Genomic DNA, 17,357 nt, shown 5'->3' with positions numbered 1-17,357 from the left:
GAAACGATGCCGCATATTGTTGTTGAATATTCCGCTACACTCGATCAATCGCATGACATGCAGGCGCTATGTGAAAAACTTTTCAAAGTGGCGTGTGACAATGGAATTTTCCCGGACACTGGCGCAGTCAAGGTGCGGGCACTGCCTTGCCCCTATGTGTATATTGGCCAGGAGCCGCAAAGCTTTGCCCATGCCACCGTTCGCCTTCTGTCAGGGCGTGACACGGAATCAAAGGCGCGCCTAACAAACTTGATTTTAAAAGCGCTCGACGCCACATTGCCTGATGTCGGAAGTCTGACAGTCGACATCAAAGACATTGACCGCGAAACCTACGCGAAACGCGTCCTGTAAACAGAGCAAGGAATCTATGATGGACAAAGCCACACGAACCGAACTGGAAGCTGCCGCGTTTCGTCGTCTGCGGGATCATCTAAGAGAACGGACAGACGTCCAGAACATCGATATGATGAACCTTTCAGGGTTCTGCCGGAATTGCCTTTCAAGATGGTATCAGGAAGCTGCCAACGAACGCGGCATTGAGATGAGCAAGGAAGAAGGCCGCGAGGCGTTTCTCGGAATGCCCTCTGCCGAGTGGAAAGAAAAATACCAAGCCGAAGCCAGCCCTGAAAAACAGGCCGAGTTCGAAGTCGCCTTCCGAGAAAATGTGGGAGAGCGGTAAGGCTTCAAATATCTGCTCGTTGGATGGACACAAAAAAACTGATGGTGCTGAGACCAGAGCCTGCAACTGTTCCAAAAATGAAAACCTTTGTGCCCGGTCAGCGTTGGGCCTTTAGTTGCCGTTATATGCGAACGGCGTTGCCAGAATCTGTCGCCAGTGGCAGGATCATCAAAGGAAATGAGAAATAGAAGTGCCTGACCGATGAGTGATCCTGTTCCCACTGAACTGCTCGAGGCGGGGCGAGGCTATGAAAGACTTTTCGTGCCCGCTCTGTTTGCACCTTGGACCAAACATCTCCTTGAAGCGGTAGGGGTGCACGAAGGTGACCACGTTCTTGATATTGCCTGTGGTACCGGCGTGCTCGCACGGGATGCCCTGTCTCGCGTTGGCGTCGCTGGCAGTGTCGTCGGTGTTGACGCGGCACCGGGTATGATTGCAGCGGCTAAGGAATTGGAAGCCAACATCGATTGGGTGCTCGGTCATGCCGAAGCGCTAGCGCTGGAAGACGCATCTTTCGACTGCACCATGTCACAGTTCGGGATGATGTTTTTTGAGGACCGGGAAGCGGCAGTTCACGAGATGTTTCGGATCCTCAAGCCCGGCGGCAAACTCGCGATTTCGGTGTGGAACACGATCGAGGAGAACCCCACGTATGAAGAGATCATTTCCGTCCTGCGAGAACATGTTGGCGTAGCTGCGGCAGACGCTGTGCGTCTGCCATTCACATTGGGAAACCATGGCGACGTTATGACTTTGCTTGAACGTGCGGGTTTCAGCGATATCATTGTCGAAACGAAGGTCGAGTCCGCCCGTTTCCCAAGTTCGCAGAGCATGGTCGAAGCCGAACTTCGCGGTTGGCTACCTCTATTCGATATTCATCTTGGAGAAGCCAGGATTAAAGAAGTTCTTGAACACTCAGACCGGACGCTTTCGAAATATGTGGTCCAATCTGGCGAAGCGGTTTTTCCGACTTCGGGGCATGTTATTTCAGCGAGAAAGTGAAACTGTAGTAAGTACCAAGCTAACTAATTACCTGTCATTGCGCGATCATGCCTCTTTTGGCTATCTTACATTTAGAAAAACCATCACTTGCTTTAAGGCTGACCAACATGCGCCCAGCTGATCAAATAGCCGTTTTTGTACATGACGCCCTTGCCGCTGGCAGATCGCGTGATGAAATTTCTGAGGCACTGGCAAAAGCGGGGTGGGCCCCGAACGAGATATCTGACTCTTTAAATGCCTGGGTGGACAGTGATTTTTCGCCGCCAGTGCCGCGACCTCGCGCGTACGTTTCGGCGCAAGAAGCATTTTTCTACGGCCTGATGTTTGCTGCTTTGGGTATGACCGCGTGGCATTTAACCACTTTATCCTTCAACCTGATTGACCGCTGGCTTCCCGATCCCTCAGATATCCGGCCCGCCAGCTACGCGCTTGGACAAATGCGTTGGTCGATCGCCTCGCTTATCGTCTTTGCGCCGCTTTTTCTTATCCTGAATACTCGTGCAACGCGCGAAACCCGCGTTGACCCTGGTAAAAGCCGGTCTGGCGTCAGGAAATGGTTTGGATACATCACGCTGTTTATCGCATCAATCTCTTTGCTGGGTGATCTGATGTACGCGATCTTTGCCTTGTTGAGCGGTGATCTAACCTTGCGCTTCATTGCGAAGTCAATTGTTGTTGCTGTCGTTGCAGGTATCATATTTTTCTATTTCAGCAAGGAAACCAACGAGAAAAAAGATGCGCTCTGAGTACCTCCCCCAGATCCTGATCGCGCTGATTGTAGTTGTAGCCGTCATCGTGGGACTGGTTGTCGTTGGGGGCCCGACCGCGGGGCGCATGGAAAAACGTGACGAAGCACGGATAACCGACCTCAGAGAGTTAGCCTCATTCGTTGAATGCGTTGCCGATTCAAATCAGAATACGCTTCCCGAAAAACTCGGACAAATCGAAAGCTGTAGCAGAGATGTCCGCCTTTCAGATCCTTTTACTGATGTGCCCTATCGATATGAACCTATCTCACCAACAGCTTTCAGAGTGTGTGCGGAGCTCGAAAGGCCAGGCGCAGCAACGCAAACCAGTTGGCATAACTGGGAATTTGAACCGTCTACAGGGTGCCTAACGGCTTCATATCTCCGATAAGCCAGAAATATATCAGACCGCGACCTTCTGACTTTCATCGAGATAAATTTCGCGCAGGCGTTTTGCAACTGGACCCGGCGTTCCATCGCCAAGCTCTGCCCCATCAACGGAAACCACCGGCATAACAAAAGCAGAAGCAGATGTTGTAAAGGCTTCATCCGCGTCCATCGCCTCTTCAATGGTGAAAGGGCGTTCTTCGACTTCCATCTGGGCCTCGCGCGCGAAACGCAGAACGGCAGCGCGGGTGATCCCGTGCAGAATGTCAGTTGAAAGCTGACGGGTGATAATCCGGCCATTCTTGACGATATAGGCGTTGTTGCTTGTGCCTTCGGTCACGAAACCATCTTCGACCAGCCAGGCGTCATCCGCACCTGCAGCCTTTGCCATCATCTTACCCATAGACGGGTACAGCAACTGCACGGTTTTGATGTCGCGGCGCCCCCAGCGGATATCTTCAATCGAAATGATCTTGGCACCTTTTTTCGCGGCCGGACTGTCGATCAACGTTTTTGACTGGGTGAACAGCACAAGCGTTGGGGCAACACCTTCGGGGAAAACAAAATCCCGGTCTGCGGCTCCGCGCGTCACCTGCAAATAGACGAGGCCTTCGTCAACTTCGTTCAGACGCACCAGTTCACGGTGAATTTTAAGCAATTCATCCATGGTGCAGGGTGCTGCCATATCAAGCTCGTTCAGAGACCGCTCCAGCCGTTTGGCGTGACCTGCAAAATCAATCAGTTTACCGCCCAGAACGCTGGTTACTTCGTATACACCATCAGCAAACAGAAATCCGCGGTCAAAGACTGAAACCTTGGCGTCCTCTTCCGGCACGAAAGATCCGTTTACATAAACTGTCCGGCTCATCTTATCTCTCCTCAACCCCAAAGTTCGGCCACAGGTGGGTGTACCCCGGCGTCGTCAAACTGCAATGCGTTATCGCGGTCTTCGGCTAACAGAAGCGGCCCGTCAAGGTCTGTTACCAATGCACCCTGCGCAACAAGCGTCGCAGGGGCCATTGCAAGTGAAGATCCAACCATACAACCAACCATAACGTCGTAGCCTTGCTTCAACGCCTCGTCGCGCAAGGCAAGCGCCTCGGTCAACCCGCCAGTTTTGTCGAGCTTGATGTTCACTACGTCATACTTACCCTTCAAATCAGGCAGGCTCGCCCGGTCGTGGCAGCTTTCGTCTGCACAGACGGGCAAAGGCCGCTCGATTTCTGAAAGCATGTCGTCCGCACCCGCAGGAAGCGGCTGCTCCACAAGCTCAACACCAAGCCGCAGCAGGTGGGGCGCGAGGTCCGCATAAACCTCAGCTGTCCAGCCTTCGTTCGCATCAACAATGATGCGGGATTTCTGTGCGCCTGCTCGCACGGCTTCAAGCCGCCCCATGTCGTCGGGCGTGCCGAGTTTGATTTTCAGCAATGGACGGTGTGCATTCTTGGCTGCCTGCGCACGCATTTTTTCCGGGGTGTCGAGCGACAAGGTATAGGCCGTAATCTCCGGCCCAGGTTTCGCAAGACCCGCCAACTGCCATACACGCTTGCCTGCATGTTTTGCCTCCAGATCCCAAAGTGCGCAGTCAACAGCATTGCGCGCGGCACCTGCGGGAAGAAGACCAGCAAGCGACACCCGATCCAAATCTGATGGCAAACTTGCGATCTGATCCGCCACAGACTCGAGCATTTCGCCGTACCGCGCATAAGGAACACATTCCCCCCAGCCAGTTTTTTCGCCTTCTGTCGCGCGTACGGTCAGCACTTTCGCTTCGGTCCGTGACCCCCGCGAAATCGTGAAAACCTGCGCCAGCTTGAACACATCCGGGGTGATTAAGAGTTCCATATGTTGCCTCCCGGCATCTGGCGTTTCCTTGTAGGCACTCTTCACCCGAGTGGAATGTTTTTGCAAGGAAACGTAGAGAGGTTTCAGAGCGTGGCGAGTGCATCCACCAGACGCGCCGCCCCCTGACGGAACGGGTCAACCGCAGGAATGCCCATGCGTGCCTCAACCTCTGCCAGATAGCTAAGTGCTTCATCATCGCTCAGGTGTTGCGTGTTCACAGAAACACCGACAACCTGACAGGCCGGGTTTGAAACCCGTGCCAAAGGCAAAGCAGTATCACGCAGCTCTTCCAGCGAGGGCAAATCATATCCCGGCAGACCACGCATGTGGTTGCGTGTCGGCTCATGCGCAAGGATCAACGCGTCTGGCTGCCCACCGTGGAGCAACGCCATCGTGACACCAGAATAGGAAACGTGAAAAAGTGACCCCTGCCCTTCAATGTGATCCCAATGATCGTCGTCATTGTTGGGCGTAAGATATTCAACAGCACCCGCCATAAAATCGGCGATCACTGCATCAAGTGGCACACCTTGGCCTGTGATCAGGATACCAGTCTGACCCGTCGCGCGAAACGAGGTATTCATTCCCCGTTTCTGCATCTCGGCATCCATCGCCAGAGCAGTGTACATTTTGCCAACGGAACAGTCCGTCCCAACCGCCAGGCAGCGCTTTCCCGTACGCTTTTCACCATTCGCGATTGGGTACCAGACCGTCGGAACCCGCACGTCGTGCACGGTGCCGCCGTGAGTTTGCGCAGCGGCGACAAGATCACCTTCGTCGCGCAACAGGTTGTGCAAACCAGAAGCAAGGTCAAACCCCATCTCGAGCGCCTCAATCAGCACAGCTTTCCATGCTGCTGAGATATAGCCGCCGCGGTTGGCGACACCAATGACCAGTGTTTTGGCGCCAGCGGCTTGCGCTTCTGCAAGGCTGAGATCCTTAAGCCCAACGTCGGCGCCACATCCGGGTAACCGAAACTGACCAACGGCGTTTTCAGGGCGCCAATCCTTGATACCCTGCGCAACTTTTGCTGCGAGTTGGTCCGGCGCATCGCCGAGAAAAAGAAGGTATGGTGTTTCGATCATGTCAGCCCCCAGAAAAATCAGTCTCTATTATTCACAATTTTGGCAGGGAATATTTCGCAAGATACGTGGCAATATTACTTATTGATGCACGTTTATTCGTGAGAATTAGAATTTCTTAGAATAATATATACTCTTTTATTCACAATACTTCATTTTTCTCCTCTCACCAAATTTGATTCTAAACAAACTATCGCGAGTAGCTCTTTATAGTCGCTTAGCTTGAATTGCTGCAGTTGCAAGCAATGCTGCTTGCGCAGCATGACGCAATATTCTATCCCTCCAGCAACCCATAACGTAACATCATTACCGAGAGGCCAATTCTATGAGCTTTCGCATTCAACCCGCTGCTCCAGCCCGTCCGAACCGTTGCCAATTGTTTGGCCCGGGCTCGCGCCCCGCGATCTTTGAAAAGATGGCCGCTAGCGCCGCAGATGTTATCAACCTTGATCTGGAAGACTCTGTCGCCCCTTCCGACAAAGATAGTGCGCGTGAGAATGTTATCGAAGCTATCAGTGGTGTTGATTGGGGAACCAAAACCCTGAGCGTCCGGATCAATGGTCTCGATACACCCTACTGGTACAAAGATGTCGTTGATCTGATGGAACAGGCGGGCGACCGGTTGGATCAAATCATGATTCCGAAGGTGGGGTGTACAGCAGATATCTATGCGGTTGATGCCCTGGTCAGCGCCATCGAGGCCGCAAAGGGGCGCGCAAAGCCGATCAGTTTTGAAGTGATTATCGAAAGTGCTGCTGGTATCGCGCATGTGGAAGAAATCGCTGCATCAAGCCCGCGACTTCAGGCGATGTCATTGGGTGCTGCGGATTTTGCTGCGTCGATGGGCATGCAGACAACCGGAATCGGCGGCACGCAAGAAAACTATTACATGTACCGTGAAGGCGAAAAACACTGGTCCGACCCGTGGCACTGGGCGCAGGCTGCAATTGTTGCGGCATGTCGCACACAAGGAGTTTTGCCTGTCGACGGCCCCTTTGGCGATTTCAGCGATGATGAAGGCTTTCGCGCACAAGCCCGACGCTCGGCCACTTTGGGTATGGTTGGCAAATGGGCGATCCACCCAAAGCAGATTGCAATCGCGAACGAGGTCTTCACACCCTCAGAGGAACAGGTTACCGAGGCACGTGAAATCCTTGCTGCAATGGAAACCGCAAAGGCGAACGGCGAAGGCGCAACTGTCTACAAAGGTCGTTTGGTTGATATCGCGAGCATTAAACAGGCCGAAGTGATTGTCCGGCAGTCAGAAATGATTAACGATTAAGACACATAGGAATTCGGGATAGGCGCGATGGAAAAACCACTGACGCTTTTGCACACAGCAACGGTGCATCACGCAACCTTTTCAAAACTGGCAGAGCAAATTGCGCCAAATTTGGAACTTGTACAGCACATCCACGAAGACTGGCTGACGCGCGCGCGTGAAAATGGCATGGATTCTGCTTTGCATGCAGAGATTTCTGAGTTGGTGCAAACTGCAGACGGCCCTGTTGTTTGCACCTGCACAACTTTGGGCCCGGTCGCAGAAGAGCTTGGTGCTATCCGAATAGACCGGCCCATGATGAGTGCAGCGGCGCGGCGTGGTGGAAAAATTCTGATGGTATTTTGTCTGGAAAGCACGCGGACCCCCAGCACTGAGCTTTTGGAACAGGAAATTGAAGCGACTGATTCAGACGCAACGATCATACCAATGTTCCTTGAGCAGTTTTGGCCCTTGTTTGAAGCTGGTGAAAACGAGGCGTTTCTGGCCTGCATTGCCGGGGCCGTGAACGCATATGTTGTTGACCATCCTGACACAAACACCGTCGTGCTTGCGCAAGCATCGATGGCTGGCGCGTCTTCTTTATTGAGCCAGCTAAAGATGCCGGTTCTGACTTCGCCTGAAATTGCCCTTCAAGCCTTTGCTTAAAACTGATACGCAATTCGCATTAATTAATTTTTTTGATTGATCGAACTTGGAAACGCAGGAAAATCCCACTCGCCATAGGCTTATCTGCGCGTCATAATCTTGCTGAGTTGCATTGCGCAGCGGGTATTGCCATATACGGACAGATCAGGTTTCCGGAGTAGATTATGACCCACTATCTCGAATTCGAAAAGCCGCTTGCCGAAATTGAAGGCAAAGCCGAAGAACTGCGCGCCCTTGCGCGTGCGAATGAAGAGATGGACGTCGAACAAGAAGCCGCCGGGTTGGATAAAAAGGCGGCGACCATGCTGGTCGACCTCTACAAAAACCTTTCACCATGGCGCAAATGTCAGGTCGCGCGCCACCCTGACCGTCCGCATTGCAAAGATTACATAAATGCGCTGTTTAAAGAATACACGCCACTCGCCGGAGACCGTAATTTTGCGGATGACCACGCAGTCATGGGTGGGCTTGCACGGCTTGGCGATACCGCGGTGATGGTCATTGGCCACGAAAAGGGCAACGATACGAAAACTCGTATCGAGCGCAATTTCGGGATGGCACGGCCAGAGGGGTATCGTAAAGCGATCCGGCTTATGGAAATGGCCGATAAATTTGGCCTTCCGATCATCACACTTGTAGACACCCCGGGTGCATACCCCGGCAAAGGCGCAGAAGAGCGCGGCCAGTCAGAGGCGATCGCACGCTCAACCGAAAAATGTTTGCAGGTCAAAGTGCCGTTAATTTCGGTTATCATCGGCGAGGGCGGGTCTGGCGGTGCAGTAGCATTCGCGACGGGCAACAAAATTTTGATGCTCGAACATTCAATCTATTCGGTGATCAGCCCTGAAGGATGTGCCTCTATCCTTTGGAAGGACGCGGAGAAAATGCGCGAAGCGGCCGAAGCATTGCGTCTGACTGCGCAAGATCTGCTTAAACTGGGCGTAGCAGATACAGTCATCAAAGAACCTGTTGGTGGCGCACAACGCGACCGTACCGCTGCAATAGAAGCAGTAGGTCGTGCACTGGAAACAACGCTGGCAGAACTTTTAAAGAAAAAGCCTGATGCGCTGGTCAAGGACAGACGAAAGAAATATCTGGATCTCGGATCAAAGGGGCTCGCTGCATAACCTGGAAAAAGGTTTCATTTCCTGTCGGGTGGGCTGATCTGATCAAGGCGTGAAGCAACACTTTCTATTTCCGACGCGCTAAACCTGTCTTCCAGCAGTTTTTTCAAACACTCTTCATAAACGGGCCACATCTTTCGGCGGGTTTCCCTTCCGTCTTTCGTAATTCTTACAGCGTGCCCCCTGCCGTCTGAGTCACAGGCAATCCTGGAAATTAACCCCGCGTTTTCAATTTTGTTCAATAAACGCGAGGTCCCGTATTGCGGCAACAATAACTGATCCTTCAGCGCGTATGGCCGTATGCCTTCTTTTCCTGCCTTTTCGATTTCGAGCAGGGCGTCATACCAGTTTAGTGGTGGCAAACTCTGCGTTGCCAACTCGGCCTCGATAAACGCGAGCGCACGTTCGCTTGCGCGCATAAGGCTTTTCCACAGATCGATAGTTTCATCTTTGATTTGTTTAGCCATATCGGGTTCATGACATATAGATGCAAATGCATCAAGGTTGACTCTAAAATATATCCACCCATATAGATGCGATTGCATCTATATTAAAGGATCACCAAATGACACTTCACCTGATCAGCCACCACCTGTGCCCTTATGTTCAACGCGCAGCCATTTCACTTGCAGAAAAAGGCGTTTTGTTTGACCGTACGTATATCGACCTCTCGAACAAACCTGACTGGTTCCTAAAAATTTCGCCGCTTGGAAAAACACCTGTATTGGTGGCAGAGAATACTCCAATCTTCGAATCCGCAGTTATTCTGGAATATCTTGAAGATACGCAACCAAACCCACTTCATCCCAATAATCCTCTGACACGTGCGCGTGACCGGGCTTGGGTTGAGTTTGGATCTGCTGTTCTGAACGATATTGCGGGGTTCTATAACGCGGATAACTCTGAGAACCTCAGCAAGAAATCGATTGCGCTCTCTGAAAAATTCACCCGCTTAGAGACGGAGATTGGCGAGGGGCCCTACTTTAACGGTGCTGATTTTAGTCTCGTTGACGCAGTTTTCGGCCCAGTCTTTCGGTACTTCGATGTCTTTGACCAAATCCTTGACCACTCAATTTTTGAGGGCAAACCCAAAGTGGCCCACTGGCGTGCAATGCTGACAAAAAGACCTTCAATTGTCGAAGCTGTATCGTCGGATTACAATAATCAACTGCTTGAATTCCTAAAAAATCGCGATTCACACCTTGCTGCGCTTATCGCCTCTGCAAACCTCGCGCCAGCGCTAAGCAACGCGCTGTGAGCCGCTGACAGACCGTCTGATCCAGGGTCGGATTGCGACGTGTTATTCTGAAATTCAAGCGAGCTCATAAAAAAAACCGCAGCCATTCCTGAACGGGGCCGCGGTTTTCGTTTGTTAGGTTGGGATGGTTGGCTGCTGACACCAACCATCCCTTTGGCAGTTTATTATGGGACACGCCGAATGTTCGGTCGGCTGAGTAGCCCTTGTTTTGCATTGTAGGTGTCTTCCGACCGCGCAATTGCCACGCGGAAAATCCGGTGCGTTCCCTTGGAGGCGCTCACACGAGGCTTCAGCGATTTCCCAACCGAAACGTTGATGTCCATAGGTGAACCATTGTCGTAAGCTAACTCACGCTCATCAATCGCGTATTGAAGCGTCAATACCGCATCCGGATCGGAGTCAAAGTAGTTGCTATGAGAAACGCATAGAAAATGTCCGCTTCCCGCGTAAGTCATCAGGAAAAACCCTTTTTCCCGAAGGATTTCAGCGATCACGTCAGCGACCTCTGACAAGGCAAAAGAATACTCCAGCGGGCTTGTCTTTGAGTGGATCTCTTCCGCCTGATCAATCTTGATCGCGAAGATATTTGAACTGTCCAACCCAGCTCTTGAAAGCTGACCCAGATAGTTTGAAAGCGCTTCATATTCGACCGCACCTTCAACATCTTCGATGCGCTGCGGATCAAGGAATGCTGTTGCGACAACGGGTTCGCTTTTGCTCACAGGGGAGGTTTTGGCCGCCTGACGCTCTTTGACGCCATACTGAGAAGCGATCAGTTTTTCCGCGATATGCACCCGGGCACCAATCTCTGTCACGTCGAACGGTTTTGTAACATAGTCAGTTGCACCTGCCTCGAACGCCCGGTCGATATGCGAGATGTCAGACATCACGGTCAACATAATGATTGGTGTTTCTTTATAACCCGGCAAAGCGCGAATTCTGCGGCATAGCTCGATACCGTCCATACCCGGCATTGCGATATCAAGGAAAAGACAGTCGAACTTGGGTTCTTCCCGCTCTAAAAGCGAAAGAGCGCGGATAGGGGACGCGCGAACTGACACGTCGTGATACCCAGAGTTTGCCAAAACAACTGGAAGTAGTTCGAGGATGAATACATCATCATCAACGGCAAGTATTTTCATCAAATTTCTCCGCAGCTGTCTTACTGACTTGAGAGATCAGACTAGTTGATGGGGATTGTATTTTTTATGGAAATTTTAAGGCCATATTATGTTGTATTGTTTCTAAACACCCGCTCTAGGGGAGTGCGAAAGTGGAAAAACATCCGACCCTATCTTTAGAAACTCTAGAGCAAACGACGTTCAGATGCAGCGGTTTTTCGTGCAAACACAAGGAAACCCATACTTTTCCTTGCTCAATAGAAAAATTTTAATGTTCAAAAAAACTTAGTCTGACCCATACCTCACCATGCAGCCTTTGTTTAGCTACTGATCTGTTGTTCTCAAATGACAGAAGCAAAGGCGCGGTTCTGTTTTACGGTCCCGTACGCAAAGCTCGTATCGATCGACGCAATCGAAGGGATTCGGTGAATTTTCTCACGAATAAAGTCTTCGTAAGACGCTAGGCTTTCAACGATCACGCGCAGCAGATAGTCGCTGTCTCCAGTCATCAGATAGCAATCAAGGACTTCGTCGATCCGGTTTATGTGCTGCTCAAACACCTGAACGGCCTCTTTATTGTGGTGCTCCAGCCGAATACGAATGAAGACAGTAATAGGCAAACCATAGGCCGCCTGATCAACCAACGCCGTATATCCCTGGATAACTCCGGATTTCTCAAGGTTTCGCAAGCGGCGCAAACACGGTGATGGCGATAGATTCACCCGTTCAGCAAGTTCATTATTTGTAAGCCGCCCATCAAGTTGAAGCTCGCGAATAATTTGTTGGTCTTTAGCATCCATATCTTCGACCTTCTTAGCAATAACTGCCATTTATATTTCATTACTTGGCAATATTAGCAACTAAATGCGCTCTTACTTAGCATATCATAGAGGTAACTCAAAGTACCGGAGACGCAGAAATGACCCAAGCTTCAAAATCGTCCAGCACTGGCTTTGCTACCCGTGCAATCCATCACGGGTATGATCCTCAGGATGAACACGGTGCATTGACCCCGCCTCTGCACCTGACATCTACTTTTTCGTTTGCCACGGCTGAACAAGGGGGCGAAATGTTCGCCGGAGAGCGGCCCGGCCATATCTACTCTCGCATCTCAAACCCAACACTTGACTTGTTAGAGCAACGCATCGCGAATCTTGAAGGCGGTGAAGCGGCGCTCGCGAACTCATCCGGTATGGGATCAATCACTTCAGTTCTCTGGACTTTTCTAGAGCCGGGCGACGAGGTGATTGTTGATAAAACGCTTTATGGCTGCACTTTCTCATTTATGAACCACGGCCTTCGGAAATTCGGCATTACGATCACGCATGTCGATATGACAATTCCTGAAAACCTGACCCGCGCAATGAATGCGAAAACCAAGATTGTCTACTTTGAAACACCCGCTAACCCGAATATGCGGCTCGTTGATATTGCCGCGATCTCGGAAATTGCTAAAGCGGGTGGCGCAAAGGTAGTCGTCGACAACACCTATGCCACGCCTTTGTTGACCCGTCCGATTGAACTGGGCACTGATCTGGTTGTGCATTCGGCAACAAAGTATCTGGGCGGACATGGTGACCTGATCGCTGGCATGGTTGTCGGCAATGCAGAAGACGTAACGCGTGTTCGCATGGAAGGCATGAAGGATATGACGGGCTCTATCATGTCACCTTTCAACGCTATGCTCATTACCCGGGGCCTGAAAACGCTGGAACTGCGGATGGCGCGCCATTGCGAAAGCGCAATGATCGTTGCGCGGGAGCTGGAAGCGCATAGTGCAGTTGAAAAGGTCTATTTCCCTGGACTTGAAAGCTTTGAACAACACGGCCTGGCGAAAAAGCAAATGGCAGATTTTGGTGGAATGATCGCCTTTGAAGTTCATGGTGGAATGCGTACCGGCATTGAAACAATGAACCGGCTTCAGATGATCCAGCGCGCTGTTAGTCTTGGCGACGCGGAAACATTAATTCAGCATCCTGCCAGCATGACCCATTCAACCTATACACCGGAGGAACGCGCCGAGCATGATATTGGAGAGGGGCTGATCCGCTTGTCTGTCGGTCTTGAAAATGTCGATGACATTCTGGAGGATCTGATGGGCGCATTGCCAAGCGTCGCGCGGAAAGTGGCCGCTTAGAAGGTTAAACTGATATCAGAGATGACTGGCCGCAAATACACTGTTGCCAGTTCGGAATACTATACAAAGTGTGTTACCGTAACCGTTACCACATAGTTTTGACGGCGCGCCCTGCCCAATCGGCATCATAGCGCGCGCCGTCAAATTCATCCGAGGTCATTTCGCGAAGCATATCACCCACTGTTGGCAAACCTTCGGACTGGTCGCCATCACGCCAGATCCCCGCACGTATTACCGCCCGGGCGCATTGCGAGTAAATCTCTGCAATATCAATCAAAATGACCGATCGTGGCTGCTTACCAACCTTTTCAAACCGACCGAGCATGTCGGGATCGGCTGTAAGTTGCGCTGTGCCATTCACACGCACGACATTTTCAGACCCCGCAACCATAAACATCAGTGAAACACGTCCGTCCCTTACAATATTGCGCAGGGAATCCATCCGGTTGTTTCCGCGCCAGTCCGGCATGGCAAGCGTATGAACATCAAGTTCCTGAACGACTGGACCAGCATCACCGCGTGGTGAACCGTCGGTACCGTCTGGCCCGACGGTTGAAAATACACAGAACCGGCTGGCCATGATCCATTTTCGATATGTCGGGGTCATTTGACGCGCGACTTTAAGAATGGACGCTTCGCCGGGGGTTCCATAGATCGCTTCAAGTGCGGCGATACTGTCTATCATTTCCATCGGCTAGTCCTTTTTCACGAAACCGGCTTCGGCCTCCAATGCCTCGGTTGCCGTTTCAATCGCTACTTCCAGTTCGGCAAGAAACTCTCTTTCAGGTTTGCCCGGCGGAATGCGCGGTAAGAATTCAAGCACTGCGACGCCCGGGTAACGCATAATACCGTGTCGCTTCCAGAACATCCCTACATTTGTAGCCGCTGGCACGACCTCTTGACCCGTTTGATCATAAAGAACCGCCGTTCCAACCTTGTACGGCTTCTTGACCCCAGCCGCGACACGGGTTCCTTGTGGGAAAATCACCAACTGGCTTGGTTCTTTTGTGCCCTTGTTCACGTCAGCAACCATCTGCTTGATGGCCTTTCCGCGTTTGCCCCTGTCAACCGGAATCGTATCGGTCCAATATGCGTATTGGCCAATCACCGGTGCCCAGCGCAGTTCTTTTTTCATGATAAAACGCAACCGCGGCACCACACTGGAGATCAGCAGAATGTCGAAAAAGGACTGGTGCTTGGATGCGACAATGACGCCGTCTGTTGGCACCTCACCGCGGATTTCAGATTTGAGACCGACAATCCAGGACGCGCTCCAGCGCACGTAGTTGCAATAGATATGAATTGCACGAAACGCCCATTTCCGGTTCACCGCAGCAAGTGGCATGAAACCAAAGCCAACAATCCCAAGCGCGATGTACATCTGAATAATGAAAATAAGTGAACGAACCCATTGAATAGCGTGACGCATCAGGTCATTCCCCCCAACGTTCTAAGTGCAGCCGTTCTTGTCGCCCAGAACGAGACAATTGCAGCAAGTGGCGGGATCAAGAGCGGCAATAGCCAATGCACGCCCTGAAAGCCAAGCCCGGTTAAAAAACCGCCAGCAGCTTGTGCATCAGGTAAGATCGCCACGGCAATCATCGCCAAAACAGTGCCAACACCCGCGCCAACAAGCGCCCTGAGGGTAAAGCGGCGAACAAAAGCACGCGCAATATAGACATCTCTTGCCCCGACCAGACGAAGCACACGAATAACCTGAAGATTCGCCGCAAGCGCTGCATTCGCGGCAAGTGTAATCATAGCAGCTGTGGTTGCAGCAATTAGAATGATCGAAATCACACCAAGAAGCCGCAACCTGTCTGCCGCTTTGACAAGAGGCGTGCGCCAACGCGTGTGGTCGTCCAATACTGCACCCGGCGCTTCGCCTGCCAATCGTTGACGTAGCCCCTCTGCATCAAAACCATCACTGTCTTCAATTACCTCAATCAACTGCGGAATCGGCAGGCTATCGACAGGCAAGTCGGGCCCAAACCAGGGTTCCAGCAGCGCGCGTTGCTCCGCTTCATCCAAAGCCCGGGCGCTGGCAACACCGGGTGTCGTGCGCAGAACTTCAAGCGCGGCTTGCGTCTGCGCTGCCATCTGCCCAGAAGGTGCGGAAATTCGCAAGGTTGAACTGCGAGCCAGTTCTGATGACCACCGATCCGCCAATCGTCCTGTTGCAAGCGAAAGCGCAAGCGAAAACACGGCGAGGAAGGCCATCGCACCTGAAACAAACAAGGTCAGCCAGGCAGTGTACCCGGTCGGCGGCACCACGCGATCAGCGTGTACATCACCAACAAACAACGCTCTTAGGGCAACAATTGCTTGGTTCACAGATCTGCCCCCGCCAACTGAACGCTCTGGTTCTGGATGCGCAGTACGCGGGCGCCAACCTGCGCCTTGGCAGCGCGGATAAGCGCGAGGTCATGCGTTGCAACCATGATCGTTTTGCCCATGCGATTCAGTTCCACGAGAAGCGAAAGCAAGCGTTGCGACATTTCCCAGTCAACATTACCGGTTGGTTCGTCCGCCAGAATAACATCTGGCGACATGATCACGGCGCGTGCCAGTGCGGCGCGCTGGCGTTCTCCACCCGATAGCTGCGGTGGCAGTGCATCTGTGTGTTGGCTAAGCCCAACCCAGTTCAACAATTCTGTCAGGTTCGCTGCTTCCGCCGACGCGTCACGCCCTGCAACCGTCAGGGGCAGTGCGACGTTGGCAGCAAGCGGTAAGTGGTCAAGAAACTTACAATCCTGATGGACGACACCGATACGGCGCCGGTTCCGCGCAATATCATCACGGGTCATTTGGCTTGCGTCTGCCCCGAAAACCCGGACCTGACCGGATGTCGCCGCAAGCTCCATATAGCAAAGTTTCAGGAACGTAGACTTGCCGACACCGGATGGCCCCGTAAGAAAATGAAACGATCCGGGTGCCAATTTGAGCGAGATATCGTTAAAAAGTTCGCCCCCGCCATAGCTGTAGGCGACATTGTGTAGCTCAATCACTCTGTGCTCCTCGGCCCAATCCGTTATATCTTTGACACAGTTTTTGCCAAGTTTACGAAATGATGCAATATCATGGTGGCTCAAACGCTTTGATCTTTGCCGTCGCCCTGTTAATACGTTTATCATTAGACAAATTGAAGCGATAAAACCGTAGTAGGGACCGAGAAATATGCGGCTAATTTGTCCGAATTGCGATGCGCAATACGAGGTGGACGATAGCGTTATCCCCGAAGAAGGGCGTGACGTACAATGTTCCAACTGCGGCCAAACGTGGTTTCAGAACAACTCAAATGTCGATCTAGACGCAGACGATGAACTGACAGATCAGGATCACGTGGAAACGTCGGAGACGGAAGAGGCACACTCTGACGTTGAGAGTGAGGATGTTCACGCAGCGGAAGATGACAAACTGGAAGAGTCGCTGGAAACCGAAGAAACCCCGGATAAAACCAGTGACGACGACGAGACAGCGGAAGGCGAAGAAACACCCGAGGAGATTCACCGGCGGACTTTAGACGAAGCGGTTTTGGATGTTCTGCGCGAAGAAGCCGACCTGGAAACACGCAATCGGCGGGCCGAAGGTAGCGCAACGATAGAAACTCAGCCCGATCTGGGGCTGCAAGAAAGCAATGACACGACTGAGTTGCAAGCCGCAGCGATAAAAGAACGCACTGCGCGCCTGCGGGGTGAAGAACCCGAACCAGAGGAACCGGGCAACCGTAGCGATTTACTTCCAGATATCGAAGAAATAAATTCGACTCTGCGATCGGCATCTGAACGTGATGAAGACGGTGAAACTGAAGAAGAAATAGAAGTTCACCAGCGCAGCAAAGGTTTCAGGCTTGGTTTCGGACTCATCCTGGCTTTGTTTGCTCTTGGAATTGGTCTTTATGCCGTCGCGCCGCAAATTGCAGAAGCTGTTCCTCAGGCAAAACCTGCTTTGATCGCCTATGTTGACTGGGTGAACGGTCTGCGTCTTTGGATGGACAATGCGCTTGGCCGCGCTGTAACGCTCATTTCCGGCGCGACAGAATAAAAACA

20 protein-coding genes are annotated in these 17,357 nt (G+C 52.0%); 10 read left to right on the top strand and 10 right to left on the bottom strand.

Going from position 1 to position 17,357, the window contains the following annotated elements:
* Nucleotides 1–6: 6 nt before the first annotated feature.
* The 4 genes from MWU63_RS07840 to MWU63_RS07825 all read left to right on the top strand — a co-directional run bounded on the left by MWU63_RS07840 (nt 7) and on the right by MWU63_RS07825 (nt 2,427).
* Complete coding sequence (locus MWU63_RS07840; protein ID WP_247077487.1) at nt 7–351, top strand: 5-carboxymethyl-2-hydroxymuconate Delta-isomerase; 345 nt, start codon at nt 7–9, stop codon at nt 349–351.
* Between the two features lie 19 nt (nt 352–370).
* Entirely contained in the window at nt 371–679 is a 309-nt protein-coding gene (locus MWU63_RS07835; protein ID WP_213889326.1) for a DUF1244 domain-containing protein, read from the top strand.
* A gap of 201 nt (nt 680–880) precedes the next feature.
* The gene (locus MWU63_RS07830) at nt 881–1,681 is read left to right on the top strand and encodes a methyltransferase domain-containing protein (RefSeq protein WP_247077484.1); all 801 of its coding nucleotides are present in this window, start codon (nt 881–883) and stop codon (nt 1,679–1,681) included.
* A gap of 107 nt (nt 1,682–1,788) precedes the next feature.
* A complete protein-coding gene (locus tag MWU63_RS07825) occupies nt 1,789–2,427 on the top strand; it encodes a DUF5671 domain-containing protein (RefSeq protein WP_213889330.1) in 639 nt (212 codons plus the stop codon).
* A 403-nt stretch (nt 2,428–2,830) separates the two neighbouring features.
* Here MWU63_RS07825 and MWU63_RS07820 read toward each other — a convergent pair whose 3' ends face one another.
* From MWU63_RS07820 to dgcN, 3 genes are all read right to left on the bottom strand, one after another.
* Nucleotides 2,831–3,682 (bottom strand): D-amino-acid transaminase, encoded by an 852-nt coding sequence (locus tag MWU63_RS07820; protein WP_247077483.1) that lies wholly within the window; start codon nt 3,680–3,682, stop codon nt 2,831–2,833.
* A gap of 11 nt (nt 3,683–3,693) precedes the next feature.
* The gene (dgcA, locus tag MWU63_RS07815; protein ID WP_213889334.1) at nt 3,694–4,659 is read right to left on the bottom strand and encodes an N-acetyl-D-Glu racemase DgcA; all 966 of its coding nucleotides are present in this window, start codon (nt 4,657–4,659) and stop codon (nt 3,694–3,696) included.
* An 83-nt stretch (nt 4,660–4,742) separates the two neighbouring features.
* Nucleotides 4,743–5,744 carry an N-acetyltransferase DgcN gene (gene dgcN / locus MWU63_RS07810; protein ID WP_213889335.1) on the bottom strand — a complete coding sequence of 334 codons (1,002 nt, stop codon included), beginning with the start codon at nt 5,742–5,744 and terminating at the stop codon, nt 4,743–4,745.
* Between the two features lie 322 nt (nt 5,745–6,066).
* Here dgcN and MWU63_RS07805 point away from each other — a divergent pair, with 322 nt between their 5' ends.
* The 3 genes from MWU63_RS07805 to MWU63_RS07795 all read left to right on the top strand — a co-directional run bounded on the left by MWU63_RS07805 (nt 6,067) and on the right by MWU63_RS07795 (nt 8,795).
* Nucleotides 6,067–7,023, top strand: coding sequence for an L-malyl-CoA/beta-methylmalyl-CoA lyase (locus MWU63_RS07805; RefSeq protein WP_247077480.1), 957 nt, complete (start codon nt 6,067–6,069; stop codon nt 7,021–7,023).
* A 27-nt stretch (nt 7,024–7,050) separates the two neighbouring features.
* Nucleotides 7,051–7,668, top strand: coding sequence for a hypothetical protein (locus tag MWU63_RS07800; protein WP_247077477.1), 618 nt, complete (start codon nt 7,051–7,053; stop codon nt 7,666–7,668).
* Nucleotides 7,669–7,832: 164 nt separating this feature from the next.
* Nucleotides 7,833–8,795, top strand: coding sequence for an acetyl-CoA carboxylase carboxyltransferase subunit alpha (locus MWU63_RS07795; RefSeq protein ID WP_213889340.1), 963 nt, complete (start codon nt 7,833–7,835; stop codon nt 8,793–8,795).
* Between the two features lie 14 nt (nt 8,796–8,809).
* Here the strand turns inward: MWU63_RS07795 and MWU63_RS07790 are convergent, their stop codons facing one another.
* Nucleotides 8,810–9,259: a MarR family winged helix-turn-helix transcriptional regulator gene (locus MWU63_RS07790; RefSeq protein WP_213889342.1), complete on the bottom strand. Its 450-nt coding sequence runs from the start codon at nt 9,257–9,259 to the stop codon at nt 8,810–8,812.
* Between the two features lie 98 nt (nt 9,260–9,357).
* Here MWU63_RS07790 and MWU63_RS07785 point away from each other — a divergent pair, with 98 nt between their 5' ends.
* Nucleotides 9,358–10,050 (top strand): glutathione S-transferase family protein, encoded by a 693-nt coding sequence (locus MWU63_RS07785; protein WP_247077476.1) that lies wholly within the window; start codon nt 9,358–9,360, stop codon nt 10,048–10,050.
* A 164-nt stretch (nt 10,051–10,214) separates the two neighbouring features.
* Here MWU63_RS07785 and MWU63_RS07780 read toward each other — a convergent pair whose 3' ends face one another.
* Both MWU63_RS07780 and MWU63_RS07775 read right to left on the bottom strand, forming a co-directional pair.
* Nucleotides 10,215–11,192, bottom strand: a complete 978-nt coding sequence (locus tag MWU63_RS07780; protein WP_247077474.1) for a response regulator — start codon at nt 11,190–11,192, stop codon at nt 10,215–10,217.
* 320 nt (nt 11,193–11,512) lie between these two features.
* Nucleotides 11,513–11,971 carry an Lrp/AsnC family transcriptional regulator gene (locus MWU63_RS07775; RefSeq protein WP_213889450.1) on the bottom strand — a complete coding sequence of 153 codons (459 nt, stop codon included), beginning with the start codon at nt 11,969–11,971 and terminating at the stop codon, nt 11,513–11,515.
* A gap of 119 nt (nt 11,972–12,090) precedes the next feature.
* Here MWU63_RS07775 and MWU63_RS07770 point away from each other — a divergent pair, with 119 nt between their 5' ends.
* Nucleotides 12,091–13,308: a methionine gamma-lyase gene (locus MWU63_RS07770; RefSeq protein ID WP_247077472.1), complete on the top strand. Its 1,218-nt coding sequence runs from the start codon at nt 12,091–12,093 to the stop codon at nt 13,306–13,308.
* Between the two features lie 85 nt (nt 13,309–13,393).
* Here the strand turns inward: MWU63_RS07770 and MWU63_RS07765 are convergent, their stop codons facing one another.
* From MWU63_RS07765 to MWU63_RS07750, 4 genes are read right to left on the bottom strand one after another with little or no spacing between them, the layout of a single operon-like run.
* The gene (locus tag MWU63_RS07765; RefSeq protein ID WP_213889347.1) at nt 13,394–13,999 is read right to left on the bottom strand and encodes a pyridoxamine 5'-phosphate oxidase family protein; all 606 of its coding nucleotides are present in this window, start codon (nt 13,997–13,999) and stop codon (nt 13,394–13,396) included.
* Between the two features lie 3 nt (nt 14,000–14,002).
* Nucleotides 14,003–14,737, bottom strand: a complete 735-nt coding sequence (locus MWU63_RS07760; protein WP_247077471.1) for a 1-acyl-sn-glycerol-3-phosphate acyltransferase — start codon at nt 14,735–14,737, stop codon at nt 14,003–14,005.
* Nucleotides 14,737–15,642, bottom strand: a complete 906-nt coding sequence (locus tag MWU63_RS07755; protein WP_247077468.1) for a cell division protein FtsX — start codon at nt 15,640–15,642, stop codon at nt 14,737–14,739. The genes MWU63_RS07760 and MWU63_RS07755 overlap by 1 nt, the downstream gene beginning before the upstream one ends.
* On the bottom strand, nt 15,639–16,316 hold the full coding sequence (locus MWU63_RS07750) for an ATP-binding cassette domain-containing protein (protein WP_213889349.1): 678 nt from the start codon (nt 16,314–16,316) through the stop codon (nt 15,639–15,641). Before MWU63_RS07750 ends, MWU63_RS07755 begins: the two co-directional genes overlap by 4 nt.
* 169 nt (nt 16,317–16,485) lie before the next feature.
* Here MWU63_RS07750 and MWU63_RS07745 point away from each other — a divergent pair, with 169 nt between their 5' ends.
* Nucleotides 16,486–17,352 (top strand): zinc-ribbon domain-containing protein, encoded by an 867-nt coding sequence (locus tag MWU63_RS07745; RefSeq protein ID WP_247077467.1) that lies wholly within the window; start codon nt 16,486–16,488, stop codon nt 17,350–17,352.
* Nucleotides 17,353–17,357: the final 5 nt, after the last annotated feature.

The sequence above is a fragment of the Pseudohalocynthiibacter sp. F2068 genome, from assembly GCF_023015645.1.
GTDB classification, from domain to species: Bacteria; Pseudomonadota; Alphaproteobacteria; order Rhodobacterales; family Rhodobacteraceae; genus Pseudohalocynthiibacter; species Pseudohalocynthiibacter aestuariivivens.
The sequence above is the reverse complement of the archived record's forward strand: the minus strand, read 5'-3'. Positions and strand labels throughout refer to the sequence as shown.